General features: G+C 37.5%; 21 protein-coding genes. 5 read left to right on the plus strand and 16 right to left on the minus strand.

Features of this window, described 5'->3' with window-relative positions:
* Window positions 1–44 precede the first annotated feature (44 nt).
* Window positions 45–971, minus strand: coding sequence for a type I pantothenate kinase (gene coaA, locus JP39_RS11085; RefSeq protein WP_041500139.1), 927 nt, complete (start codon window positions 969–971; stop codon window positions 45–47).
* 101 nt (window positions 972–1,072) lie between these two features.
* Here coaA and JP39_RS11090 point away from each other — a divergent pair, with 101 nt between their 5' ends.
* Together JP39_RS11090 and JP39_RS11095 are read left to right on the plus strand one after the other, a co-directional pair.
* Window positions 1,073–1,654 (plus strand): SGNH/GDSL hydrolase family protein, encoded by a 582-nt coding sequence (locus tag JP39_RS11090; protein WP_082330698.1) that lies wholly within the window; start codon window positions 1,073–1,075, stop codon window positions 1,652–1,654.
* Window positions 1,655–1,664: 10 nt separating this feature from the next.
* Entirely contained in the window at window positions 1,665–2,300 is a 636-nt protein-coding gene (locus JP39_RS11095) for a GPP34 family phosphoprotein (protein ID WP_041500136.1), read from the plus strand.
* A gap of 429 nt (window positions 2,301–2,729) precedes the next feature.
* Here the strand turns inward: JP39_RS11095 and JP39_RS11105 are convergent, their stop codons facing one another.
* Window positions 2,730–3,428, minus strand: coding sequence for an EAL domain-containing protein (locus JP39_RS11105; protein ID WP_041500133.1), 699 nt, complete (start codon window positions 3,426–3,428; stop codon window positions 2,730–2,732).
* A gap of 83 nt (window positions 3,429–3,511) precedes the next feature.
* Here JP39_RS11105 and JP39_RS11110 point away from each other — a divergent pair, with 83 nt between their 5' ends.
* A complete protein-coding gene (locus tag JP39_RS11110; RefSeq protein WP_041500131.1) occupies window positions 3,512–4,876 on the plus strand; it encodes an FAD-dependent oxidoreductase in 1,365 nt (454 codons plus the stop codon).
* A 70-nt stretch (window positions 4,877–4,946) separates the two neighbouring features.
* On the opposite strand, the gene JP39_RS11115 is transcribed toward JP39_RS11110, so the two are convergent.
* Complete coding sequence (locus tag JP39_RS11115; protein ID WP_041500130.1) at window positions 4,947–6,278, minus strand: dihydrolipoyl dehydrogenase family protein; 1,332 nt, start codon at window positions 6,276–6,278, stop codon at window positions 4,947–4,949.
* 190 nt (window positions 6,279–6,468) lie between these two features.
* On the opposite strand from JP39_RS11115, the gene JP39_RS11120 reads away from it, so the two are divergent.
* Entirely contained in the window at window positions 6,469–6,900 is a 432-nt protein-coding gene (locus tag JP39_RS11120; RefSeq protein WP_041500128.1) for a hypothetical protein, read from the plus strand.
* A gap of 53 nt (window positions 6,901–6,953) precedes the next feature.
* Here the strand turns inward: JP39_RS11120 and JP39_RS11125 are convergent, their stop codons facing one another.
* Complete coding sequence (locus JP39_RS11125) at window positions 6,954–10,583, minus strand: hypothetical protein (RefSeq protein WP_041500126.1); 3,630 nt, start codon at window positions 10,581–10,583, stop codon at window positions 6,954–6,956.
* 219 nt (window positions 10,584–10,802) lie between these two features.
* Complete coding sequence (gene helD / locus JP39_RS11130; protein WP_041500125.1) at window positions 10,803–13,124, minus strand: RNA polymerase recycling motor HelD; 2,322 nt, start codon at window positions 13,122–13,124, stop codon at window positions 10,803–10,805.
* Between the two features lie 293 nt (window positions 13,125–13,417).
* Here helD and JP39_RS11135 point away from each other — a divergent pair, with 293 nt between their 5' ends.
* Window positions 13,418–15,964, plus strand: coding sequence for a hypothetical protein (locus JP39_RS11135; RefSeq protein WP_041500123.1), 2,547 nt, complete (start codon window positions 13,418–13,420; stop codon window positions 15,962–15,964).
* Window positions 15,965–16,028: 64 nt separating this feature from the next.
* Here the strand turns inward: JP39_RS11135 and JP39_RS11140 are convergent, their stop codons facing one another.
* The 11 genes from JP39_RS11140 to JP39_RS11190 all read right to left on the minus strand — a co-directional run bounded on the left by JP39_RS11140 (window position 16,029) and on the right by JP39_RS11190 (window position 26,418).
* A complete protein-coding gene (locus JP39_RS11140) occupies window positions 16,029–16,799 on the minus strand; it encodes a formate/nitrite transporter family protein (RefSeq protein WP_041500121.1) in 771 nt (256 codons plus the stop codon).
* A 150-nt stretch (window positions 16,800–16,949) separates the two neighbouring features.
* The gene (locus JP39_RS11145; RefSeq protein WP_041500120.1) at window positions 16,950–18,494 is read right to left on the minus strand and encodes a TIGR03766 family XrtG-associated glycosyltransferase; all 1,545 of its coding nucleotides are present in this window, start codon (window positions 18,492–18,494) and stop codon (window positions 16,950–16,952) included.
* 12 nt (window positions 18,495–18,506) lie between these two features.
* Window positions 18,507–18,887: a 6-carboxytetrahydropterin synthase gene (locus tag JP39_RS11150; RefSeq protein ID WP_041500118.1), complete on the minus strand. Its 381-nt coding sequence runs from the start codon at window positions 18,885–18,887 to the stop codon at window positions 18,507–18,509.
* Window positions 18,884–20,221 carry a TIGR03111 family XrtG-associated glycosyltransferase gene (locus tag JP39_RS11155; RefSeq protein ID WP_041500117.1) on the minus strand — a complete coding sequence of 446 codons (1,338 nt, stop codon included), beginning with the start codon at window positions 20,219–20,221 and terminating at the stop codon, window positions 18,884–18,886. Before JP39_RS11155 ends, JP39_RS11150 begins: the two co-directional genes overlap by 4 nt.
* Entirely contained in the window at window positions 20,218–20,814 is a 597-nt protein-coding gene (xrtG, locus tag JP39_RS11160; protein WP_041500116.1) for an exosortase family protein XrtG, read from the minus strand. The genes JP39_RS11155 and xrtG overlap by 4 nt, the downstream gene beginning before the upstream one ends.
* Complete coding sequence (locus JP39_RS11165; RefSeq protein WP_048699140.1) at window positions 20,807–21,523, minus strand: Firmicu-CTERM sorting domain-containing protein; 717 nt, start codon at window positions 21,521–21,523, stop codon at window positions 20,807–20,809. The genes xrtG and JP39_RS11165 overlap by 8 nt, the downstream gene beginning before the upstream one ends.
* Window positions 21,524–21,653: 130 nt before the next feature.
* Window positions 21,654–22,313, minus strand: coding sequence for a Firmicu-CTERM sorting domain-containing protein (locus JP39_RS11170; protein ID WP_082330699.1), 660 nt, complete (start codon window positions 22,311–22,313; stop codon window positions 21,654–21,656).
* 579 nt (window positions 22,314–22,892) lie between these two features.
* Window positions 22,893–23,579, minus strand: a complete 687-nt coding sequence (locus JP39_RS11175) for a Crp/Fnr family transcriptional regulator (protein WP_041500114.1) — start codon at window positions 23,577–23,579, stop codon at window positions 22,893–22,895.
* A 13-nt stretch (window positions 23,580–23,592) separates the two neighbouring features.
* Complete coding sequence (locus tag JP39_RS11180; protein WP_041500113.1) at window positions 23,593–24,147, minus strand: ferritin-like domain-containing protein; 555 nt, start codon at window positions 24,145–24,147, stop codon at window positions 23,593–23,595.
* Entirely contained in the window at window positions 24,147–24,377 is a 231-nt protein-coding gene (locus JP39_RS11185; protein WP_041500111.1) for a heavy-metal-associated domain-containing protein, read from the minus strand. Before JP39_RS11185 ends, JP39_RS11180 begins: the two co-directional genes overlap by 1 nt.
* Before the next feature lie 142 nt (window positions 24,378–24,519).
* The gene (locus JP39_RS11190) at window positions 24,520–26,418 is read right to left on the minus strand and encodes a heavy metal translocating P-type ATPase (RefSeq protein ID WP_041500109.1); all 1,899 of its coding nucleotides are present in this window, start codon (window positions 26,416–26,418) and stop codon (window positions 24,520–24,522) included.
* Window positions 26,419–26,506 lie beyond the last annotated feature (88 nt).

Raw genomic sequence — 26,506 nt, forward strand, 5'->3', positions numbered from 1 at the left:
CTATTGTATACGAAATTCAGTTCCATGTCATATACTGTAAACGCTTAATATTTACGAAGATAAATTTTATCGATTTGGTGATCTTCTGACTTATGTAAAATTAAGTTGGCTCGATTCATCGTTGGCTTGATATAATCCCGCAAATTAGGATAATTTATCGTCTCCCAAACCTGCTTTGCCATATCCATAGCGCTCTTTTCTGGAATCTGGGTGAATTGGTAGTAGTAACTGTTAGGATCGTTTCTAGCCAAATCTAGCAGCTTTTCGAAGCGTTTCAAGAACCATTCCTCAATATCTTCGACTTCTGCATCAATATAAATCGAGAAATCAAAAAAGTCACTGACATAAATCTGTTCGTTATGAGGCAATTGTAGTACATTTATACCTTCGACGATCAAAATATCAGGATTATCGGTTTCTTCATATCGGTCAGGAATGATGTCATAAATATTGTGTGAATATAGTGGATACTTAATTTTTCCACCTTTAGTTTTGACTTCACCAAGAAATTTCAAAAGTTTTTCCATATCGTATGTTTCGGGAAAACCTTTTTTATCCATCAAATTACGTTCTTTTAAAATCTTACTGGGATACAAAAAGCCGTCAGTCGTCATCTGAGAAACTTTATATTGCGGATAGGCACGTTCCAGCATTATCTTCAACAAGCGCGCAGTCGTACTCTTACCCACTGCCACGGAGCCGGAAACACCGATGATGAATGGAATCTTACGTGTTGAGCGATTAACCAATTCATTTTTCAACTTCGTCAATTTGCGATAATTCTTCAAATATATATGAAGTAAATGACGTATTGGGGCATAAATTGAGCGCACGTCATCGATGGAAATTTCATCATCCAAAGATTTGATTTTCCTTAACTCTCCGTCAGTAATTGCTTGCTTAGTATATTCGCCATGGAAGCTTTCCCATTGTTTGCGAGTAAATTCATCGTAGTTAGTTAAACTTTGCATATTATTAGACCCTGCTTAATATAATAATTAACTTTTATTAGTTTTCTGGTATTCTAGTATAGTAATAGTATAGAACATTTTCAAAAAAGGAAACATAATATATGAAGAGAATAGTATTATTTGGGGACTCGACCATGATGGGATTTCGGGATGGAAAAGCCAGCGACACGCTAGCTAAACGCATTCGGAAAGACTTTCCTGGCTATGAAGTCATTAATATGTCGATCTCGGACTACAAAACCAATAATGCTATGACACGTGTTGATCGTGTGGCACGACTAGATCCCGCAGTAGTTATTCTCGGATTTGGCGCCAACGATATTTCCACAGATGATGAAATCAAACCCGGTAAATTTGCCGCAAACCTAACAAATATAATAACGACTCTTGGTAGTAATCGTGTAATTTTGCTTTCGCCGCCGTACATCGATTGGATCAAAGACCCAACCAGACCATGGACCCGCCAGCTGCAGTTCGAGTTAGTGACGGAACATCTCAGCAAACAACTAGACGTATCGTATATCGATTTATTACATGATATGACTAATTGCACCAATCTAAAGGAATTATTACAGACAGACGGTTTGCACTTTACCAAGCAAGGTTATAATCTCTTAGAAGACGAGTTAATACCAGAAATTAAAGCCACGCTAGCAAGAAAATCAGAACTAGTGTCAAATTAAGGAGCACTTTATGGATTTAAATATTCCTCAAAAATATTTTATTTTATCGTGTAACGAAAAAGGTAGCATTCGTATTTTTAAGAATACCAGACGTCGTGCTTATTTAGCTGAAAGCTCATTTTTCGACTTAGCACTAAATGATATTATCGATTTGACAGACAACAGTGTCATCATTAATAAGGTTTTGCCCGACGACAAAACGTATTTAAACGAATTTTTCCAGATTATCAACAAGAACCAAGGCCGCAGCGTCAACCACGTTTTAAGAGCCATGGCAACCAACGAAAAAATCACCCGGATTATTTACAACGAAATCGGTGATTCCCTAGTTGATAAAGTCGACGTGACCAAAGCAGTGACCGGATTAGTATTCAAGACGAACAATTATCTACCAAATCGCAGTATAAAACGAGAATTGGTATCCGATTTGCGTAAAGAAATCCTAACAGCGGAAAAAGTTTCACCAGAAGCATTCGCCCTATTAGCAACCTTATACGGAAATCACGATTTGAAGTTCTACTTCTCACAATTCGAGCAGAAGCAAGTGAAAGACAAGATCGAGTTGTATCAAAATGATCCGACTTATGAGAAATTGTTTGAGCTTTCTAAGAAGTTGAATAGAGTTACTTTGACTTTATTAAGTTAGAGAGCGGAGACAGGGCGGTCAGCTCCCGAGCATTTTCGTATTTAAGTGAATTGCACGCCGATTTTGCGTGTGATTCGCTTAAATATGAAAAGCGGAAGAAATTGGCTTGTGGAACTCGTTTCAGAGCCACTGCATATATAAACAAAGGCATTACAAGCAATCAACTAAGATTACTTGTAATGCCTTTTTAGCATCTCAAAATATACTTAATATCAGTAATTCCACTGCCCTCTCCAAAAAAAAAGAGCCGAATCTTGCCAGTGATTTCACCAGCAGTGAAAGTGGAGTTGGGGCTTTAGCCCTTACTCCACAGGACGACTTTGGAGACTTGCCGAATTCTGGCAAGGCTTCAAAGCGAGACTTGAGACCTTGGCTCAAGTCGGTCCTCACAGCAGGTGAAAATCACTGGCAAGATTCGGCGGCAATGATCTAATACCCCAAATCGACAGGATCTCCAGGCAACCTCAACAACTTAGGTCTCCCATAATAATAACCCTGACGCAATTGAATATTAAAATCCTTGCTCAATTGTGCATCATGATCATTCTCAATACCCTCAAGAATCATGCGCAATCCATATTCCTCACTGATAGCGTGCCAAAAATGCAACTTCTGTTGGATTTTTGGATCCTCAAAACCAGTCTTGAAATTCTGCAAGGCAAACTTAATTTCTGATGCCAAAGGTAGGAATTCTTGAATACTCCTAAAGTCATTGACACCAGTCCCAACATCATCCAAAGATATTTGCATCCCTGATTCAACGAACTTTCTCAAATAAGGAATCAAACTTGTATCAGGATAACTCTTTGGTCCTTTTTCCTCGGTTAATTCAACGACCAACTTAGCTGGATAAAGTTGCGTTTGGCTCTTAATAATTGCTTTAGCCACGGTTGTATCCATCAATTGCTCACGACTAATATTCACGGAACAATATTGAACTTTTTCGCCCAAAATCTTCGTAGTTGCTACTAATAAATCGGACGTTGTTTGAGAACTAATCGCAGTAAATGATTCAGGTAAACGCCAACCTTCAGGTGTCAATTGCTTGATCAACAATTCATACCCGAAGATACTTTTGGTCCGGCCATTCAGCTGTGGTTGAACAAAATAACGATAAATCGGTTTCATTCATTCATCACCCCTTTGATGAGTTTACATTTGTACTATTCATTGTATACTCGTAGTATACGACAACCAGAAAGGATAGCAACATCACGAAAAAAAAAGTAATTATTGTCGGCTGCACCCATGCAGGAATCGCGGCCATTAAACAAATCCTCAAATATTATCCCAATACGGACATAACCGTTTACGAGCGTCATGCCGAAATTTCATACCTATCTTGTGGAACATATCTACATTTAGGTGGAACTGTTAAAAACTTAGACGATGTTTTCTATGCAGATCCCGACGAATTTACTAAACAAGGTGTTAAAATGCGCCTGCTTCATGATGTTATCAGTATCGATGCTGATAAACACACTATCTTAGTTCAAGACTTAAAAACCAAAGAATTAATACATGACGATTATGACAAACTGATTATGGCAACTGGATCAATCACTGCCATACCTGCAATCAGTGGTATCGAAAATCCTAAAGTAATGCTTTGCAAAACTTGCGACCAAGCTCACGAACTATACAACGCCGCTAAAACTCACCATAAAATCGCTATTGTCGGCGGTGGATATGCTGGAGTTGAACTAGCCGAAGGCTATATTAAATCTGGCCACGCAGTTACCATAATTGAACGTGGAGAACATCTGCTTGGTCAATACATGGACCCAGTCATGGCAAAGAAAGTTGAAACATTACTTATTGAACATGGCGTTAAAGTCTTAACTAATACTACTGTAACGCAATTTGACGACTTAAAGAACGAACAAATTAATGTTAAAACTTCTCAATCTGAATGCGCCGTTGATATGGTTGCCATCGCACCCGGCGTTATCCCTCAGTCAGACCTTTTGGCAGGACAAGTTGAAATTTCTAAAAATGGTGCCATTGTGACAGACCCTTATATGTGTACAACTAACCCTGATATTTTTGCGGCTGGAGATGCCACTGAAGTCCGTTACAATCCAACCTTGAGTTCAGCTTATATACCTTTAGCATCACACGCTGTTCGCCAAGGTACTTTAGCCGGAATCAATGTTTTGGACAAACGTCTCAGATCAATTGGTACCCAAGCTACAACTGGCATGCTTTTATTTGGAAAGACAATCGCTTGTACCGGATTAACTTATGCGAAAGCTCAAGAAGCCCGATTTGATACCGGGGTTGCCTTCTATCACGGTAATTACCGTCCTGATTTCATGCCAACAACCGCTGAAATCACGATTGAACTAGTTTATGACAAAATCAGCCGTAAAGTATTAGGTGCTCAAATGATGTCTGACCATGAAGTTTCACAATCAGCTAATACTATTTCTGTTGTGATTCAAAACGGCAACACAATCGATGAATTAGCATTTCTTGATATGCTATTCTCACCTAACTTTGATGAACCATTTAATTATTTGAATTTAGTCGCTCAAATCGCTGTGGACCAAGAACATGGTTATTTGAGAAAATAATAGATTTCATAAAAAGAGTTAGTAATCATAATTTTGATTGCTAACTCTTTTTTGATTTCTATAAATTATTCTATGCCCGATGCCATGCAGCATAGCCGATTGTTGGGAACAAACTAGTTAAGCGTCCAATTTGTTCTGGATCTAACTTGAACTCAATTGCTGGTAACAAAGCATTCACTGCATCTTGAGCTTGATCACTGATTTCAGTCACACCCAATAAATGACCATCCTTGTCATGAATCTGTTTACTTTGGGCAATTGGCTCTTTATCAACCTTGTAATACCAATAGTTTGCTAAATCATTCTCAGAAATTTGATAGTCCTTTGTTTTAGCTTCCTCCACAGAAACACCTGCTTTGGCAATTCTTGGCGATGTAAAGACGACCGCCGGAATCACTGGCATATCAATTGGTTCAGTCGTTTGACCAGAGAATAATTTCATCAAATATTTCGATTCAAAGTAGGCTGCTGGCGTTACCTTTGGTAAATTGTTGGACACTACATCCCCAGCTGCATAAATATTCTCGATATTCGTTTGGAGATAATTATTTACGAAAACGCCGGTTTTATCATATTTAACACCTACATTATCGAGACCCAATTTATCAATATTAGGAATCCGACCTGTCGCATCCAAAATCCAGTCAGTGGTTAATTGCTGATTATCGCCATAATTTACTTGATAGTTGGCACCAACTTTTTCAAAGGATTGCACACGTGAATTTTCGACGAATGTAACACCACGTTTCTTCAAATCATCGACCACCATTTTGACATATGGCTGGTAAAAATCACGTAAAACTTTATCCGAATGCAACATGACAGTTACTTGAGCTCCGGCGGCATTCGCCATTGTGGCAAATTCCATGCCAATATAACCAGAACCAACAATCGTAATGTGCTCTGGCAATTGCTTGAGATTCATGAATTCCTCACTATCATGTGCCAATTCAGTTCCAGCAATGTTCAAACGATGTGGGCGTAATCCAGTCGCAATCACAATTTTTTCCGCAGTCACTTCACCCACATTATCGACAATAACAGTGTGATTATTTTTAAACGTCGCATGACCCCTGATAATCGTCGCACCATTACTTTCCAAACGTTCTGTTAAATCTTGCGGTAAATTTTCGATAATTTCTTGTTTATGTTCCACATTTTTCGTCCAATCAAGCTTGAGATCACCCTCAAAAATATCACTCATTCGTTCAGCCTCACGGACCATTTTGACTGGTTCATCCAAAGTGATTTTGGCATTACAGCCACGATTAGGACATGTTCCACCAATCAAACCACTCTCAATAACACCAACTTTGACACCAGTTTTAGCTAACGGTGCCCCACCATCAAACGTGGCATGACCCGCTCCAATATAAAGTACATCGTAATCATATTTAACCATCCAACTGCCCTCCAAAGTTTTTTTCTATACCTTCAACATAATGCATTCCGGAAAGAGTGGCAATAAATTCGATTAGTCCCATCCTTATCGCCCTTTCAAAAAAATAATAAAAAGTTTCGGTTATGCAAACATATGTTCGCGCAATGATGTATAATGCCTTTAAGAAATAATTATTGATTGGAGAACAATTATGGATAGCAGTGAGATTAAAGTATTAGCAGATAATTTTCTTAATCTGGACGACGTTCAAAGCGCCCTATATAACTTAAAGGTTGGTGACAGACTTGAAGAAGTCATCTCAATTTTTGACCAAAAACATTTGGACAATAGCGTTGACGAATCTACGGTTAACAAGCTGGTCGAATATTTGAACCAAGAGTACAGCGACTATATTTTCAATCTTGGTCGAGGATTTGGAGCCCCACACCTCTACATTGCTTGGAGAAAATTGAAAAAAAGAAATGAGAAAAGCCATGAATCAAAAACGATGTTGGATTTAGAAAAAGAGCTCAACAAAGCTGGAATTCATACCGATATTTTGTTCCATACAGATCCTGATAAGTTGCTTACAGATGATGAGTTTGAATCCGACTTAACTTTTTACAAAAGTATTTTTAAATGACAAGTTTCAAAACACAAAAAAACGAGCAATCAGAATAGATTAGATTACTCGTTTTATAATGCATCGCTCATCGACCAAGTTACGGTACCTTGATATTCACCAGATAATGGAACTCCTCGTGTACCTAATAAAATTCCGGTATTAGGGTCACTGTTATCACCAAAAATCGAATAAGAAATAGGATTTTCCGAATCCGTACTATCACCAGAAGCAATTGTTGGATTCTCTGATAATGCAATTGGAGTACCTGAATCATCACTCATTTGTACCATTTGCAAGCTAGAGGTTTCACTGTAATCTCCACTTTCATCTTGACGTTTCATGTTATCCGCTTGGGCTTGTAACTTCCATTTTGACCTATAACTATCAACTTTTATATCCCAGTTGCCGTCACGTTGGACATATCTGGGAACAATGTTGCCACGTGGGTCAATTGTCTTAAAGCGATAATCATCCACTTCAACTTGGGCACCTGTTGGTAAAACCTCAACCGTATAAGTAACAGTATTCGTCTTACGCAAGTATCGATCCATGACATAGACATTTAGTTTATAGTCGCCAGCTGACATTTTTTCAGTCCAACCAGTCTTAGGGTTGAGCTTATACGGTGTATTAACCTTATCCTCAGATTTCTTAGGTCGGTCAGCCACAGTCATAACAGGTGTATCGGTACTGCCATCCGTTTGAGCAAAGACTGCCAAGTCACCACTTTGTAAAAGATAATCCATCGAATCAATCTTTGGATATGTAAAAGACATTGGTAATCTAAACGGTAAATTCGAAATCGCTGTTAATTCAGTTTTTGTAGCCGAAATACTTGGTTTAATATCAGGCACATTTACTTCATAAGTTACTGAATTCGATGCGGTCTCGCCATCATAGGCAGTTACATCAATCCTATTGAGACCAACTTTTAAGCCGGTTGCCGTTTTCAGATAATCATCAACTGATTGTTGACCATTGTCATCAAATAATTTGGCCCCAATCGGCTCCAATTCAACCGTAAAGTCACCTGTATCGGTAATTTTATCAGTCACATCCTGTGATACCTCAGCTTGTTTTGTTCCATCAGCGTTTGTGATTTGATACTTAACTGACGTAATTTTATTCGTAAAATCGGAATTATCTGCATATGCATAACTTCCGTTTAATCTCACATTGCTGTTGTCATGTACGGTTTGTTTCAAATCGGTTGAATCAGGCGTTAGAATCAATTCTTTATCATTAACGATAACCTTATATTCGACTGGATTAGAATCACGTTTTCCGTCACTTACATAGAAAGTAATTGTATGTGTGCCAGCTAATAGAGTACCTGCAGGAATTTTGATATGAAGGTTTGCTGGATTTGAAATACCATTACCACTCACACCAATACTTGTATACTCGCCATCATCAACTTTGAAATAACCCTTTAAAGTACCAGAATCAATATTATCGCCATTTGTATATGACAGATCACTAGTCAACGCAATCGAATCAGTAACCTTGACGGTTTGAGAGTCTGAGCCCGTTGCCACTAATTCCAAATCCTTATAATCTTTGACATTCACCGTATAGGTAATTTTGTTAGAAACTCGATTCAAGGAGTCCGTTGCGTAAACTTCAATCGTATTTTTACCAATCTTCAATAGACTACCATCGCTCAATGCGTTGGATGCAGCCATCGTATAACTACCGATTGTTGTTCCAGAAGTTGTATTGGCTGTAGCAGACCCCATGTCCTTACCATTGATAGTTGTATGTATTTGAACCGCATTACTACCAAAAGTCGAGTTATTTACATAATTAATTGTCCCATTAAGTGTGACATCTTCATTTGAAGCTACATCCTGCTCAGTTTTATCACTATCAATGTGCAATTGATCATTAATAATAAAAACAGGTGTCGTAACATCAGAAATAAAATTATTACTACGGTAAGAAATCGGTTCACCGTCAACCAACTGTGGCGTCGTTGTAGCATTTGCTTGTCCATAAAGATAGATGGTCGCCTTTTGACCTTCAGTGTCCATATCAGGCAGATTCATATTTAATACTTGGTCTCCACTTTTGACATCAGTTGTAATGTCACTGGCAGAAATCTCAAATGACTTACTAGGGTCCGAACCTTCACCCGAGTAAACTACTTTCCCGATACTTTGGTCACCAACAGAACTCGATAGTCCCGCCTTGAACTCAATGTTTTTAGGTAGATGTAGCACACTCTTAATGTCACCAGTATTCATCGTTCCGGAATCATATTTCAAATCGTATTGAAATAGTAATTTATCATTATTAGCAACATTGTAAATCGCTTTGTTTAAATATCCATCTATTGAGTGGCTGAGTGTGGGATTGTAGTACTGCTCTTGATTCAAATCACTAATTTCACGACCCAGCTCGCCATTGCTATCATATTGTGACATATCATAAAGTTTAGCCGTATTTTCAACGTTAGCTGTATTAGGCATCTGTTGCATGATAATCGCATGATCTTTTGCAGCGGAATATTCTGAACCAGTAGAAGCGGTGAATCCCCAGCGAATATTATCATTTTTACTAACTTTAGATAAATCGATTGAACCACTACCAGAACTTTTAAGATTAAAACCAGTGGCTGTTCCATCAATCTTTTGATCATTAAAGCTATATTTATAAGATGCCAATGTCGAACTTGTATCAGCTGGCGGAGTATATTTAAATGTTAAATGTCGCCAAGCTTTGTCCGCATTCATATCAGAAGGACTAGACGATGAATATCCAGAAATTTCAATATTATTGGAAGTACCGCTTCGATATGCTTGTGAAAAATAATAAAAGCCTTTATTAACATTGTAAGTACCCATAGCTGATTTATACGTTGCACTATCCCCGGGGTAACCAGTAGTTAGATGTTGCCCTTTATAATTACTATCTGCATCAAAATAATCATCTGTGCCAGTTATTTTTTCAAAAATAAGACCATCAAGAGCAGATTTCGGTGCCCTATAATTGTGAACAGCATCCATTTCGAACGCAAAGCTATTTTGAATACCTGTAGTATATAAATTATCAAACAAAGTGGCTGAAGGTGGACTAATGAGGCCTCCACCATTGGCTGTTAATGGCTGGTGGTCGGCAGAACTACCAGCCCAAACACCCAGAGTTTCTCCATAGGAAGGTTTTCCTTTATCAGTACCCCCGATAGCTGTGGATATAGCTTTAGCACCTCTGGAATCATCTTGTAAAACTAAGGCTATACCATCTGAAGTCAGGTCCTCATTCACGGTCCCATCATAAAGCTCGGGTTTACTTTTTCCCGGTTTGTCACTGTAGAAGTGATAAGTATCACCAAAATAAATCCAAGCTGAAATAGTTTGCGGTTTGTCTAACCGGAAAGAATTATATAGTTTTGTTTCGTCACTATCGCTATATTTTTTACCCCAAAAAGAGCTAACTTGGTTGTTAGCTTTATTGGCACTTAACATTTCAACAATATTAGTTGGGTAATCGGTCAACAAGGTTGCCCCGTTGGTTCCATTTTCATAATTAGGATGATCAATCAGTCCAACCAACGATAATCCGTCTGGAGCATTTTGATATACTTCAGTTTTTGTAGGCGGAGTCGTTGCCGCCCTAACCGAAGAAAATTTAGTTGTTAACCCCAAGACGGTTAAAAAAGCCATCATTAACAATATAAATTCTATTCTTCTGTCTTTCATTGTTTTTCCCTCACAAATAGTAGAAACCCTCTTATATGTAAATATCATACAGGAATTATTTATGTAATCGGTTTCAATAACCATAAATGTTTATTATTTGTAATGAAATATTTTACTTTATTCAAGCATTTTTATCATTCAAAGATAATTTAATTATTATTTTTTGATAACAAAAAAACGAATAGCATCAATTATTAAAATTGATAACTATTCGTCATATTATGCCTTAGGTTCAGCAACTTGATAATATTTCTCTGGTACTCGTTGCAACAATTGTGACAATTCTCCAATCGAAGTAATCGTCAACTTGTGCATGGCACGAGAAGCAATTGTGTAAACCAGCTGTTGTTCATCCTCGCTAAATTTATCTTTCGAAGCATCCCACATAATGACTGCATCGAATTCCAAACCTTTAGCCAAGAATGATGGCAAGACAATTGTTCCAGTTGCCAAACGTTGGTTTTCTGAGCGAATCAAAGTTGATTTAACACCTTGAGCTCCCAATAATTCGTGCAACTTAGCCGCATCTTCCAAAGTTTTCGCAATGATAGCTGTGGTAAATTTACGCTTATCGTTCTCTTTGAGTTGTCCCAAAACTTGTTGAACAGACTCATCGACGTTTTGTGACATCAATAGATTTGGCAAATCACCATCACGCTTGAATGGCTCAATACGTTGACCATTAGTTAAAATGGCTTTGGTAAAGTCAGTAATCTGCTTAGTTGAACGATATGAATGAACTAGTTGAACAACATTTGTCTCGTCCGCATTGAAGAGACTTTGTGCTTCAGAAAGCAATGTTTGACTATTCTTCTTCGTGAAAATTGATTGATTCAAATCACCCAGCATTGTGTAGCGAGCTCTAGGGAATTTGTACTTCATATAAGCCAATTGGAACGGTGTATAATCTTGAATTTCATCAATAAAGACAAACTTCATATCGAGTTCACCGTGCTTACCTGTAACCAAGTCATACAAGTAAAGATATGGACTTAAATTGTTCATCGAAATCTGTTTATTCTGGAATCCCTGAATAAATTTATCAACGAATTGATTCCATTGTTCATTAGTAATGCCATGTTCACTTAAATCAACAATCTTTGGCACAGCTTTTAAGAAATTCAAGTAATTGGCAGCGACATTCAAGAAACGCAAGTGTTTGATATTCTTATAAACACCTTGCATCATAGTCGTAACGATTTTACGAGCCAAGAATTTCTTCTCTTCATCACCATTTTTGAATTCTTGATCAGCCGTTGTATACAAAGCCTGCAATTGTTCTTTACTCAAGTTCTCAATCTGTTCGGAAACCCAATTTGAACGCATTTCAGCACCAATCTTACGATGCAATAGCTTGATCAAACGGTCAACTGTCGCATCGAGACGATTACCCAAATTATATTGAGGTCCATAACTATAATAAAATTCTTGAATCTTTTCTTTAGGAATAAAGACCTTACCTTGGAACTTAATATCCTTGAAGGCAATCCCGCTTTGACCTAATAACTTGCTATAATTTGTCAAAATTTTGAAAAATTCAATATCCGAAACAAACTTACCGATATTTTTACTATCAGTATCAACCACTGTTTCAAATTGTTCTGACAAACTTTCAACATTTAGATTTGGCAAACGACGGGCTAAGAATTGCTTGTACGTCATTTGGACCATGTTTTGTTCACCCATTTCAGGCAAAACATTCTTGATATAGTCATTAAATAACGAGTTTGGTGAGAACATAACAACTTGACTAGATGTCAAAGTTCCACGATATCTATATAGTAGAAAGGCGATTCTTTGCAAAATAGCTGATGTCTTACCGGAACCGGCAGCACCTTGAACAAATAGGAGTTTCGACTTAGTATCACGGATAATCTTATTTTGTTCACTCTGAATCGTCTTAACGATACCCTTCATGTGTGTCGAAGATTTACCGTCCAAAACTTCCAAAAGCATCTGATCACCGATTGTTTCTTGCGTATCAAAATATGCTTTGATTTTTCCATCTTCAACAAGAAATTGACGTTTTAGGAACAAATCAACATCTTGTTCACCATCAGGTGTTTGATATGTGACATCCCCTAATTTTCCATCGTAATAGATAGAAGAAATGGGAGCACGCCAATCATAGACTAAGAAATGGTCAGCTTTATCAGTGAAGGAACTCAAACCGATATAAACTGTTTCTTTCTTAGGTTCACCCTTTTCTTGGAAATCCAATCGTGCAAAGAATGGTGTCTTTTCAAGTTTCTTGAGAATTCCCAAACGTTGACGTGACTGTTGCCAACTATTATTTCTTTCATCGAGCATTTGTTGTTGTTGGTGAATGGACAATGCCGCATCCATCGAAATAGAATCGCCATCCATACCAATATGAATGTCATCAAAAGCATTATTGATAACTTTTAAATCTTCTTCAGCAACTTCCATGTGTTCCTGGAGACGACTTTCAGACTTCTTAATTTGAGCAACCACATCGTTTAAATGGGCTTGCTCTTTTTGTTTTTCGTCTACTTCATTAACTTTAGGTTTGCTTGTCATCATAATAACCTCTTAATTTTAAGTTATATAATGTTACCACTAAATTTTGACTATTACAAAGAGCGCCTCTTATAGCAATATCAATTAATAGATATATGTTGATTTATTCTTTGATATTCATCTATTAGTAATATTGTTTAGTATATATGCCATGCTAAAAAGTCAACTTTTTAGTTCATATTTGAACTCATATTTTATATAATTCTATAACATATTATGAATAAAATAGTCAGCAATATTAGTGTACATTATGTATACTATTTCATTTATTTCTTTTGTGAGGGGGAAAAACGATGAAACACCTAAACAAATCTAAGTTACCAGTAGTATTTGCACTGTTGATTACTTCTTTGGCAATGCTTTTTAAATTTACACAAGTTTCTGCAGCAACGGATGCTGATTTGAGTAGTGCTGATCAAGCTACTATAAATAAAGCTCCTACCGGCTTACTAATGAGTAATTATTTTACTATTAAAAATCCAACTAATAATTCTTCAGATAGTTCCTTCAGATTTAAATCCAATTCAGCCTTTATTTCCAATAACGATAAAGTCTTAGTGCTGGCTCATGGTACCAGCACGAACAGTGCTGATAACACTGCTGTTGGTCCGGGCTGGCCATTCCCAATATATCCAGCCATTACAAATAAGACTGGGTCATATGGTGCCGCTTGGTCAAATATAGACACGGCTTATTTTGAAGCAGGGAAACCACAGACATTCTCCGCTTGGATGAGCTTTGGTTCTGGTGAAAGTACGACAGAAACGGCCAATGGGCAAGGTATAGCTTTGGTCTTGCAAAACAACCCAGATGGTTCAACTCAAATGGGGGCTGGTCAGGAAGGTCTTGGCGTCTATGGTTACGATAAATCTACCAGTAAAGGTTTTTCCAATTCTCTAGCTACCACTGAAGCAGTCGCTAAAACAGCCGTCCAAAACAGTATCGCACTTGAATTTGATACACAAAAACAGGACTCTGCTTCGGCACTTTATCCACCAATTATGTACACTATGGATACTGCATATTCTTACTACTCTACCAACACTTTCGATTCAAAAAGGATTGGCGTTCCCGCACCATCTGGATTTCCTGATGATACAGCATTAGGCGCTGGAGGAAACTATGGTCATATTGCCTTAACTTATCCAAGCTCTCCTGCAACCTACTATCCACTGGGCATTGACAATACTTCTTTTTATAGTCCATTTTCAGAAGGTTATTCAATGTTTCACATTCATCGTCAACAAAGTCCCCATCTTGCTGATGGTACTGACTCCAATAATAATCGCATTGGATGGCACCACCTTACCTTTAGATGGATGCCCTCAGCCGATTTAAAAACGGCTGTTATTTCTTATTCATTTAACGACAAGGATCCCGATGGCTCAATCAACAACTGGGTAAATCGTATTGATGATAATATCACAGTTGATATGTCCCAATTAGGCAATATCACTTCTGATAGCAAAATTTATTGGGGATTCACAGGGGCCAATAATAACATCAATCCAGATGTTGCCAGTAAATTAGTTTCAGTTGAATCGATTCCTGATTTAGTTAATGCCTCAATCGACGCGACTGTCACCGACAAAACGAAGAATAAAGTTATGTTCGACGATCCTGATGGCGGAACTGGCGATACGACCGATCGTAAAGTTGCTAGTGGCGATAAAGTGCAACTTGATTACAAATTGACTTACGAAGATGGTCGTGAAGATTGGAAAGATATTGCTTCAAAGATTATTCTGCCTAAAAATATCAATTACGATACTACTGATGGAAATATCGGTACTATCAAATATGGAAACGGCGACTCAGAGCAAATTCCAGTCTCAGCACTATCAACCGATTCCAACGGTCTTCAAACAATCAACTATACTTTCTTACAAAATCTCGGTAATATTTCGGCAACATCAAAAATAGCTAATATTATTATCAACGGCGTTGCTGTCAACGAAACTAAATCTGACGTTGCTGTTGATAGTCAACCAGCTACCTTTACCGGTTCAAATAATATTGAATCAACAAGTACTCCCAAATTCACGGTTCTTTATAAAAAAGATTGGACTTTGAGTCTAACTAACCCCATGACTGACCCCGTGACTTTAATCTATCAACAAGATAACGCCACACTCAACTTGAATGCAAACCTTAATTACACAGGAAAAACTAGTCCCGCGTTTGCAACCAATGATCCGATTCAATACCAAATCAGCGTGGGTGGTCATGATTTAACGTATAATACGACCGTTTCAGCCAATTCAGATACTTTAAGTGATGTGATTCCGTTAAGAACAATCATTGAAAATGCTGGTCTCGATTTCTGGAGCCTTTTCCCTAATGATGAGATGCAAAAAGTCACCATCAGTGCGATTGATAACGATGGCGTAACATCAAACACCGCTACCTATAATATCCAAGTTAAAACTAACCATTTGTTGGAAATGAAACCTGACGATAATCTACAATTCAAATCCTTCAATTACCTATCTATGAAAGAATACATTCAGCGTGCCAACGACTATGATGTTTCCGTTACCAGCTATCAAAATCCTTGGATGCTGCAAGTATCAGCCAGTGAATTGATGAATGGCGACACAAAATTTAACGGTGTAATTGTTAATAAGAACACTCAAGGCACAACTGTTTTGACCAACAATTCAGCGATAATCGCCAAAGATAACAATTCATATGACACAGAAACTACTACTTCAATTTCCAAATTAAACAAGTGGACCACTGATACCGGACTACTTTTGAAGAATTATGGTCTATCTAGTTCCAAAAAATATAGTGGAACTTTAACATGGACAATTATGGATTACGACGACAGTTTATAGAAATCAAAAAATGGTTCCACCGTTGATTAATTAAAATCAATGATGGAACCTTTTTTAGTGTTATCTAGTCTGCATTTTTTGTTTTGTAACTCAAGTAATAGAATCCGGCCACAAATACCAATCCACCGACAATATTACCCAAGAATACTGGTACAAAGTTTTGAATGAACAACCACCATGTGCTGCCACCTTCAAAAATAGCTGCTGGAATGATGAAACAGTTAGCGATACTATGTTGGAATCCAACCGCCACGAAGATCATGATTGGGAACCAAATACCAAGAATTTTCCCTGCTGCATCTTTAGCACCAAATGACAACCAAACGGCTAATCCAACTAACCAGTTACAACCAATTCCGGAAACGAAAGCTGACCAGAAACCAGCTCCGGTTTTACCTGCCGCAATTCCAATCACTGCTTGTCTGAAAGGTTCAGCGTGTGTTAATCCAGCCACATGTCCGAAGAAATATGCCACAAAAACGGCACCGATAAAATTGAACAATGTAATGATTGCTAAGTTCTTAAAATAGTCGAACCAATTATTTTTCTTGGAAAAAAGTGACGTCCCAACTGCCATCATATTTCCCGTTGCCAATTCACCACCAGCCAATAGGATAACAATCAGCCCGATTGGGAAAACAGTCCCTCCGACCAAGGCTTTCACACTCGCTAAATTGCTAGGAATCGAAGCTGTCACGCGGACGTAAGCCAAGAATCCGATCGAAATCATCGCCCCACCGATGAATCCCAAAATCATTTTAGCAACAAGTGTCTTTTTCAGTTTATTAACTCCGGCACCAATACTCTTTTGCAGAATCTCTTCTGGAGTAAACATATTTTAATCTCCCTATACACCATTTAGTGTAATAAAAATATCATCAATTACCGAACATATCAATGAAATATAGCAAAATCATTCGGATAACACGTATACATAAAAATAACGCCAATTAATTATAATCAGCGTTATTTAAGTTCATATTTATTATTTTTTATCTGGTTTTACCCAGCTCAAAAGTCTCTTGAGTCGATCCCATGAATTATTCAACGACAGCGTCGCTAAAATCAAAAATGCTGGCAAATATTGAATCAAGTAACGACTACGGCCACCTTCAAACAATAGTAAGAACATGAAACCACCGATAACCGTTAACCTCAACAATTGAACGAACTTACGGCCATCACTCCAGTTGAAGAAAATCGCTGCCAACAAGAAGACCCACCAAACTTGGGCCACATAACGAAAGTCCCCTAAATTAGTTCCGTATAAATAAACAAAGTTTCGGATTTTACCACCAAAGCCTTTATGCGATGGGTTGGTATTTCCGATAATGAAATGTCCTTCTTTAATCCAAGCAAATGTTCCGTCAGCCGTGTTATTAGAATGCTTTCTGAACAAAAACTTGATATATCCGAAGAATCCCATTTTCTTCAAACGTTTCTTCAGCATCTTTTTAGAGTAGTCAACTTGCGCCTGCTTATTGGGCATTCTAGCCATCATCAAAGCATCGTGAGCGTTATAACCACCTTCACCTGAAACACCCATACTCATAAAGTGAATGGGAACGATTGCCCGCGATGTATTGATTTCCATATACTTTTGATGATCAATCGCATAATTACTGATGGAATACGTTGGTACCATCCCAATCACAACAACCAGCGCAAAGATAAATTCATTAAGCACTTTAGTCTTAGAAAATTTACCTTTAAAAATATACAAGAATTCAATCAAGGATATCGCAATCACAGCAACAATTGCTGAAGGTTTGATGAGATATGAAAAAATGACGGTCATTCCAAACAGAACGGCCAATGGAATCTTCCAACCCCAAGGAAACTTTCCATAACGCATCAAAATATACAATAAGATGTACAGCGATACTAATGGTAGAACCCACGCATCAGTATATGGAACGATAATCATCGGAAAAACCATCAACCACAATGCATGAATATACATTGCCAATGGAACTTTTTTACGATCAATCACCGCTACACCCAAAATATTAAGTAGCGCCGATATATCAACTAATAACGTCGTTATAACGTCGAACAATAACCATGACCGGCTATGAAAGAAAACCGCAATCTGATGCATCACAAGCATTGTCGCAATATTATTGGGATACAGTGAGAAATAAGCTTTCGTCTCGGGATCTGTTGTATTGTATAACGCCTGGTGCAAGGCTCCGGGGTCAAATCCGATTGCCGGATGAACGTTCCAGACAAAGATAATTTGAACGATAATAGCTAATCCCATCATGACACCGGCAGTAATCCACTTTCGATCAATAAACAGAAATTTCAAAAAATCCGACCAAGATTCATACGTAAAAAATGTAATTATCAAAGCCAAACTGATAATAATGAAAAATGTCGTATAAAGTGTTGTCCCTGCTCCGGTTACACTGTTATCACCCAAAATTAAATTTGGCGATGTGATGGCAAAATAAAATGTCAGTAAAAGGAAGAAGTAAAAAAGATATTTAACTAATTTACTTCCGAATTTAAAAAACTTTTCTTTCATTTTCCCCACCTATTACTTCAAAGTTATGCAATAAAATCTAGTTGGCGATTCACCGATTTCCAAACGTGTCAAAACTGCATTATTTCTACGCAATAGTTCGGTAATAACTTGGAAGAAATATGTCGTTAGATTTTCCAACGTTGGATTTACATGATCAAAAGGTGGCACTTCATTTAAAAATTTACCGGAAACTCGTGAAGAAACTTCCTTCAATTCATTTTCAATCTGGTTGAACGGAACCATTTGATTATTATTAACATGAATTTCGCAAATAACCGCCCACGTATGCATATGTTCCTTGCCCATGCCACCTTCCCAACGGACAGCATGACTGGCGTTTATATACGATGTTAATTTATAAGTACTATAAGTTTCATAACCATCTATATTCAATATCGATTCCTCTCTAAATTACGGACATCCCGTCTAACAATTTTATAAGCATTCTTAGATTCATCCTTAAAACTCAATGAATTCCAATTATGATTTTTCTCTGAAACATTCAGCGTTCCAATTAATCTGAACCACGAACAAATAAAGTTATACATTGGCAAAGTCAGCGTTACCCATAACAACTTTTCATAAAAGCGTTCCTCATTTTGGAATTTCCCCAATAGTAACCTGACACAGAAGTAATTTAACGTTGAGACCAGCACATACAGGAAGTAAATAACTACGTATGAAAAACCCAAAATAACTGGTGAATAGCGCAAAAATAGTAAAACAAAACTGGCAAACAGCCAAATCATCTTTGGAAAAATAAACGTATGGTCAATAATCATCCGCCGTACCAAGAAATTAGTAAAGAAGTTCTTGAGACTGGCATTATTTCTCATATATGATTTAGCAACTTCCAATTCACCACGTTGCCAGCGTTGACGTTGCCGATACAATTCATCTAATCCGCTGATAGGATCGATGTAAAAAATCGCATCTGTACAGATCAAAACTTTCTTCTTCAGACGATCTCTGATTTGGAAAGTCATTTCTGTATCTTCACCTAAAGTTTTGGTGTCGTACATAAATGTCTTCATAATCGTTGACTTACGAAAAGCTGAGAAAGCCCCTGACATCGTAAACAACTGATCACTGTATGATTCAATTACTCGCCCAGAAAGAAAGGCCTGAGCGTATTCAAAGTACTCATTTTTACGTAATAATCGTAAAGGAAAATTCTTTGTCCGCTTGATCATATCTTTTCTAGGCAAAATGGTTCCGGTTAAAGCTGAAATGTCCAAATGATTTTCAAATTTCAAAACAACATTCATCAAAGCGTTCTTTTCCAAAGTTCCATCACTATCGATATTGATAATGTACGTCCCGATGGATTGATAAATTGAAGCATTTAAAGCATTGGCTTTACCCTTTTTAGTCTTAATCAGCTGCATGTTCAAGCCGAAATCCGTTTGAGCTCGAGCAAATTCACCAAAGCTATTATCAGTACTTTGATTATCAGCTAATATGACCTGAATTAATTTACTAGGATACGTTGAATCTTTAATCGATTTCACACAATTATAAAGTGTTGCTTCAGAGTTATAAACTGGCACGATGACCGTAATAAATGGTAATTTCATAGGCATTGGTTCTTTGGTTCGATTCCTATTTCTAACCAGCAAAAGAATTGCTGAGATAAACGCAGGAACGATCTCAACAACAATTGGAATTAAGACCCATGTTAACCAAAATCCCATCTGCCTAACTGTTAGATACCAAAAATATCTCATGCTCGCTTTATTCTTTCCTTAAAAATTTTGTATATACCTTGAGATAGTCGAGAATAAGTGAAGACGTTGTAATAAAGCGTAATGACTAATAAATAAAATACGATTCTTCCGAGAATGGAGTGTGCTATATAGAAGAGCCCAGCTCCACCAAAGTGAACCATAATAATGACCAATAACAATCTGAGAACGTTTGACAAATAAATCCAAAGCATCCCCAGCAGCAAGTAGAAAACTTTTTCCTTGCGTGAATATGTTGGATAAAAAGCCAACAAACTGATATAAGCCATGGTTTCAATGATACCTGAGCACTCATAATCAATTTGCATCGTCACTGGCGAAAGGTTATTGACAATGTAAACCAAACCGTATTTAGGATAGGTCTGACTCATTCTCGTCAGATCTCCTAACCATGCAACACCGTTGATAACTGCATGTGTAAAGAACCAAATCCAGTACGGCGTACTCATAGCCATCAAAATGAAAAAGAATCCGACACTACCGATGATAAAAGAAAATGCCGTCAGTTTTGCTCTTTTTAGAACTGACAGCATATATATCCAAATGATAATGCCGAATAGTAAAATACTATTCATGAAGCGACTTCCTTAATTCGTTTATCTTAGGCATCTTAATAACTGCTAATAGTGCAATTGCAAAACCACTGACTGCCAATACTATAGGGCCGGTACTTCCACCTTTTACGTGGAGAGTTTGAGTACCCAAGTTGGTGTTCTTCATGGTTATTTCTTGTGCAGTAGTACCTGTGATGCCAAGTTCTGATAGAGGTAACTTGAATTCAAGTTTCCCTGTATAGCCTTGTCCAACGCCTTTATCAACGTTAATTGGCACTTTTACCGCATATGCTTCGGCCTTGGTTGCCTCTTTGTTAACATTGCCAATATTGTCATGCTCATAAATATACAGGCCAACTTTCTTAGGCTTATTTACTTCCAAATCATATGGATTATTCAAAATACTGAGACTGAACTTTTTGTCTCCAACTGTTAATTCATATCCAGATGGTTGAATAGTTGCATAACCATATCCATGTTCTGGTGACATATCCAAGAAGAAATAAATGTTATCTTGATCTGCTAATAAAGATTCATGTTTAATATTGTAATTATCCCAGGGTTCTTTAATATCGGTAATCGGTTTGTCTTTCCAATCATCAAAATTACCATCAATAGTAATATTGGGACTCCCCATTGAATTACTGTCAACAGCAGCTTGCACGTTTGTAGTGATGCTAAAAGATGCTAATCCTAAAAGAATTAACATTGCTAATATTATTTTTTTCATGCAATCCCCTCTCTTCGAGGATTATTATATCATCATATTATTAATGTTTAATGTATATTCATTTCTTATTAAAATAAATAAGACATAATATTAACAATGTCCAAAAATAACAATAAATTATAATTATTTTTTATTTATTTGTCATCTTTTTCAGCTTAGGAACGGTAAAGAAACTGAGCAATGCAATCCCCAAACCGATACTTGCTAACATAATTGGTCCGGTGCTGGCTCCTTTAGCTTCAACAACTTTATTCCCTAAGAGTGGATTCTTCATCGAAATATCGTGTAAATCTATTGATGTCGCATGTAGGTCAGCCGCTGGAATCTTGCACTCCATTGAAGCGTACAGATTACCGTCTTTGGCAAATGTATGGACGATTGCTGGAGAATGAATCATATTGTAATCACCCTTAGTCGTATCCTGCAACATTACTTTTCGATTAGCATTCTCCGGTAAATTACCGGCATTTTTGATATAGATAACGTGCGTTTTTCCGCCAACAGTTAACTCGTAATCGTTGACTTGCATTGGATAATTAGCTTTCCCAGTCTTAGACATCGTTACATAGTAGTAAATATTGTCGCCATCTGTTAAAAGTGAAGCTTCCTTTACTGGATCAGTATCCCAAGGATTTTTAAAATCAACCTTTGGTTTATCTTTCCAGTCGTCAAAATTACCATCGATTGTGATGCCAAATTTATTCGTATCAGCGGCCTTAACAACTGTAGTCATCCCCGTACCAACAATTCCTAAAGCAACGAACAAGGCAAAAATTATCTTACGCATCATATCCCCCTTTGAATTTACTAAAATTCATCTATACCGATTATAACTGGTAACGAGGTTATTATTAAGATATTTATATAGGAAATAACAAATATTTGTATTAAAAAACAAATGGTTTAGAAATAATCAAATCATTCAATTTGATTTCTAAATAAATAGTCCTCGTATCCTGAAATGCTGGATTACTGGGACTGTTGGGTGTTTTTTTCATATGACGGTGGATTTAAAATGAGGGCAGATGCAATTTCAATGACTAAATAAATAGCCCTAGTAATCTGAGGTACTGGATTACTGGGGCTATTGGGTGCTCTTTTTTATATAGGCAGTGGCTCTTAAACGAGTTCCGACAGGGCAACTCCTTCCGCTTTTCGTGGCTAAATAAATAGCCCTAGTAATCTGAAGTACTGGATTACTGGGCTATTGGTTGTTATTTTTTATATAGGCAGTGGCTCTTAAACGGGCTACACAAGGGCAACTCCTTCCGCTTTTCATAACAATATGAATCACACGCTAAGTTCATGCGTGTAATCCATATTGTTACGAAAATGCTCGGGAGCTGAACGCCCTTGTTTCGCCCTCTCTCTAATCAATCATCATCAACCGATCTTCGTCTAAGATTTTGAATTTATTATTCGTGATTTTTTCAATCATTCCTTGTTTTGCCAAGGATGTTAATTTCCGACTGATTGTTTCAGGGGTCGTGCCTAAATATGTTGCGATATCTTTCTTTTTAAGTGGAAGGGTGAATACTGCATCGTCTAAGCCTGCGCTTGTTTCCAAAAGATAATTAGCTAATCGGCTTTCAACGCTGGCTGTCGTGACTTCGGTTGTCTGTTGCTCCAACTGTCCTACTCGACGTCCTAACGCATTGACCATATTGACTGCTAATTCTGGTGTTTGTTGCATCAACTTTTGGAAATCGCTACGTTTAATCTGGCAGACGGCAGTGTCCATTAAAGCTTGGGCAAAACTGTTGTGATCGGAATTTGTAAACAAGGCTGCTTCGCCATCGAAGTCACCTGTCTGTAAAATCCGGAGCATCTGCTCTTTGCCATTGGCAGACATTTGGAAAACTTTTGCCTGACCGTGGGCCACAATGATTAGTGCATCAGCTTCATCGCCTGCGGAAAATAGATATTCGCCGCTCTTGTAGTGATGGTGAGTCACCAACGTTGCAATAGTTTCTTTATCGGATTTTGATAAATTTTGAAAGATTGAAACTAATTCAACACAATCCTCTGCGGTGTGGTCATGCGCCAATTTTGCCATTAATTATCGCTCCTTAATCGAAATCTTCGTCATCTTCCTCTTCAAAGCCTTCACGGGCACTCTTGCCTAACAAAGCTTGATAGATTCTGATTTGATGATTATTGAATCCTAGTAATTGTACTAAAACTTGTGCCATGAATGGACGATCTTCATTTTCAGCCAACTTGATAGCACGTGTAACAAACATATTGTCAGTACTGAAATCATTTACAACTGTTTGAATCATTTCTTCGGCGCTCAAGTATTTGTTCTTACCATCTTCGTCAATCATTGCGTAGTCGGAATATTCTTTCATAGTTGAAGGAGGAAGTTCACCCTCATCTAATAATTCATCGGCTATCTTATCATACCAAGCGTTATTCTCGTCAATTGTTTGATTCAAAACTGCTTTGTAATTCTCGGCGTTAGCGCCTTTAATAAACCATTTTATTTGGTGCAATTTAATATTTAATAGGAAATGATTGGAAACAATATGTCCAGTCATTGCTCCAGCAGTAGGTTTGTGGTGATCTGCATCAGCTTGTTTTTGTTCAGCCTCAAATTTTTCATCAATTGTTAATTCAGTCATTATGCAAGCTCCTTAACTTTTACTTTTAATACTTCATATCCTAAATCTGTGATTACTTGAGCCAAATTATCGGCTGAATTCTTATTTTCATCAAAATCTGCTCTAACTTTACCGGCATTGAAGAGAACCTTGACGTTTGAAACGCCATTTTGATTTTCAACGGCCTTTTGAATTTTTGTCATACATGATGGGCATGTTAATTCACCTAATTGTAAAATTGCTTTTGCCATAATTGATTCCTCCATATTTCTTAATTCTTCGCGGTGAAATTTCAATTACCCACGAGCTGTAAATGTTCCAAAAATGAAGCACTTACAGCTCGCAAGTAATCCGAAAATCACTTGCTCAACTAACTTACAAATACTATCTTAACTAGTTTGCTGTCTTGAGAACTTGATTTGAATCAAGTTTTACAGGTTTATTTTTAATTAATCTCATTGCGTTAAAGATTACGACTAAAATACTGATTTCGTGGACAAACATTCCGCTACCCATATGGATAACACCAACGATCAAGCCTAATAGTAGTAAAGCAACGGTACCAACGGCGATAAAGATATTTTCTTTCGTGTTAGCAACGGTCTTCTTAGCCAAAACATAAGCGTGTGCTAAAGCATCGAAACTTGATTTAACCAGGATAATATCAGCTGTTTCAATTGCAACATCAGTTCCGGTTCCCATTCCAATTCCGATATCAGCTGTAGCAAGCGATGGACTATCATTGATACCATCACCAACGAAAGCTACGGTACTGCCTTGTTCTTGGAACTTTTTAACAAAGGTTACTTTATCTTCAGGAAGTAATTCAGCGTGAACTTCATCAATTGGCAATCTGTCAGCGACACGTTGTGCAGCCACTTTATTATCACCAGTCAACATCACGATACGTTTCAAACCAGCATCTTTCAAAGCTTGGAGTCCTTCACGGGCATCTGGTCTGAGTTGATCATTAACACCGACAACTAATTTTAATTCTTGACCGACAGCCATCAAAACGACTGAGTCACCATCATTCATACGACTATTGATAGCTTCTTTTTGTTCAGCGGAAATTTTAACATCGTTGGCTTTCATCAAACGTTCATTACCAACTAAAATCTTGAAATCATCTTTTTGACCAACTAGTCCTTGGCCTTTAACAGTATCTAATTCAGGTAATTCTGGTGTTTCAGTAATTGATTGATCAGCAGCGTATTTAACAACTGCTTGGCCTAGTGGGTGATCTGAAGTTTTTTCCACAGCGGCTAGTAAAGCAAGGTTCTCAGTCTTGTCACCAAAGTTATCCACATCTGTAACGCTCATCTTACCAGTAGTTAAAGTACCAGTTTTATCAAGCACCAAAGTATCCACATGTGAAAAACTATTTACGGCATTTCCACCTTTCATCAAAATACCATTTTTGGCACCATTACCAATTCCAGCAACGTTTGAAACGGGAGCACCGATAACCAAAGCACCAGGGCATCCCAGAACTAGAACGGTGATAGCTAATGGGAAGTCACGAGTGATTGCCCAAACTAAAATTCCGATGATTAAAACAGCAGGTGTGTAATATGTCGCAAATTTATCAATAAAACGTGCAGCTGGTGATTGACTATCTTGAGCTTCTTCAACAAGTTCGATAATCTTACCAAAAGTTGTATCTTCACCAACAGAAGTTGTTTCAACAGTAATTGTTCCGTTATCTGTTAAAGATCCAGCGAAAACTTTGTCACCGATACCCTTTTTAACAGGAGTTGATTCGCCAGTGATTGAAGCTTCATTCATATATCCAGTTCCGTCAATAATTTTTCCATCGACAGGAATTTGACCACCTGGTTTAACTAAAACATGGTCACCTTCATCCAAATCGTCAACGTCGACAGTTTCAGTCTTACCATCTTCGTCAACCAATTCGGCGGTTGTTGGAGCCATCTTTGTCAAGCTCTTAACTGAAGAACGAGTCTTTTCCAAAGTCTTCTGTTCCAAATAGTTACCAAAGAGAAATAGGAAAGTAACAACAGCAGATTCCTCATATTCTCCAATGATAAAGGCCCCGATAACAGCGATTGTTACCAAAAGTTCAATACTGATAACTTTATTTTGCAATGCGCTAAAGGCATGTAGGGCTACCGGAATAGCTCCGAGGATACTGGCAACGATCATGAAGACCGTAGCGGCAGTTCCCATTTTCAATACGAAATCTGAAAGTAAACTTAATGCAATCAAGATTGCGATTGCAGCAGTTATTTTATTTTGATGTTTTGTAATCCATATATTTAATTTTGTCATCTTTTCTACCTCTCTCTTACTTACAAGACATATTCTAACGGGTAAGCTGGTTTAAAAACTTGATTCTAATCAAGTTTGCTCAAGAAAT

It is taken from the genome of Companilactobacillus heilongjiangensis (assembly GCF_000831645.3).
Taxonomy (GTDB): domain Bacteria; phylum Bacillota; class Bacilli; order Lactobacillales; family Lactobacillaceae; genus Companilactobacillus; species Companilactobacillus heilongjiangensis.

Excerpts from the sequence above, each read along its gene's own strand:
- JP39_RS11145 (WP_041500120.1), bottom strand. The coding sequence starts at position 18,494 with ATGAAAGAAAAGTTTTTTAAATTCGGAAGTAAATTAGTTAAATATCTT.
- JP39_RS11185 (WP_041500111.1), bottom strand. The coding sequence starts at position 24,377 with ATGGCAAAAGCAATTTTACAATTAGGTGAATTAACATGCCCATCATGT.
- JP39_RS11135 (WP_041500123.1), top strand. The coding sequence starts at position 13,418 with ATGAAACACCTAAACAAATCTAAGTTACCAGTAGTATTTGCACTGTTG.
- JP39_RS11170 (WP_082330699.1), bottom strand. The coding sequence starts at position 22,313 with ATGATGCGTAAGATAATTTTTGCCTTGTTCGTTGCTTTAGGAATTGTT.
- JP39_RS11115 (WP_041500130.1), bottom strand. The coding sequence starts at position 6,278 with ATGGTTAAATATGATTACGATGTACTTTATATTGGAGCGGGTCATGCC.
- JP39_RS11105 (WP_041500133.1), bottom strand. The coding sequence starts at position 3,428 with ATGAAACCGATTTATCGTTATTTTGTTCAACCACAGCTGAATGGCCGG.
- JP39_RS11120 (WP_041500128.1), top strand. The coding sequence starts at position 6,469 with ATGGATAGCAGTGAGATTAAAGTATTAGCAGATAATTTTCTTAATCTG.
- xrtG (WP_041500116.1), bottom strand. The coding sequence starts at position 20,814 with ATGAATAGTATTTTACTATTCGGCATTATCATTTGGATATATATGCTG.
- JP39_RS11190 (WP_041500109.1), bottom strand. The coding sequence starts at position 26,418 with ATGACAAAATTAAATATATGGATTACAAAACATCAAAATAAAATAACT.
- JP39_RS11155 (WP_041500117.1), bottom strand. The coding sequence starts at position 20,221 with ATGAGATATTTTTGGTATCTAACAGTTAGGCAGATGGGATTTTGGTTA.
- JP39_RS11175 (WP_041500114.1), bottom strand. The coding sequence starts at position 23,579 with ATGGCAAAATTGGCGCATGACCACACCGCAGAGGATTGTGTTGAATTA.
- JP39_RS11180 (WP_041500113.1), bottom strand. The coding sequence starts at position 24,147 with ATGACTGAATTAACAATTGATGAAAAATTTGAGGCTGAACAAAAACAA.
- coaA (WP_041500139.1), bottom strand. The coding sequence starts at position 971 with ATGCAAAGTTTAACTAACTACGATGAATTTACTCGCAAACAATGGGAA.
- JP39_RS11125 (WP_041500126.1), bottom strand. The coding sequence starts at position 10,583 with ATGAAAGACAGAAGAATAGAATTTATATTGTTAATGATGGCTTTTTTA.
- JP39_RS11165 (WP_048699140.1), bottom strand. The coding sequence starts at position 21,523 with ATGAAAAAAATAATATTAGCAATGTTAATTCTTTTAGGATTAGCATCT.
- JP39_RS11090 (WP_082330698.1), top strand. The coding sequence starts at position 1,073 with ATGAAGAGAATAGTATTATTTGGGGACTCGACCATGATGGGATTTCGG.
- helD (WP_041500125.1), bottom strand. The coding sequence starts at position 13,124 with ATGACAAGCAAACCTAAAGTTAATGAAGTAGACGAAAAACAAAAAGAG.
- JP39_RS11095 (WP_041500136.1), top strand. The coding sequence starts at position 1,665 with ATGGATTTAAATATTCCTCAAAAATATTTTATTTTATCGTGTAACGAA.
- JP39_RS11140 (WP_041500121.1), bottom strand. The coding sequence starts at position 16,799 with ATGTTTACTCCAGAAGAGATTCTGCAAAAGAGTATTGGTGCCGGAGTT.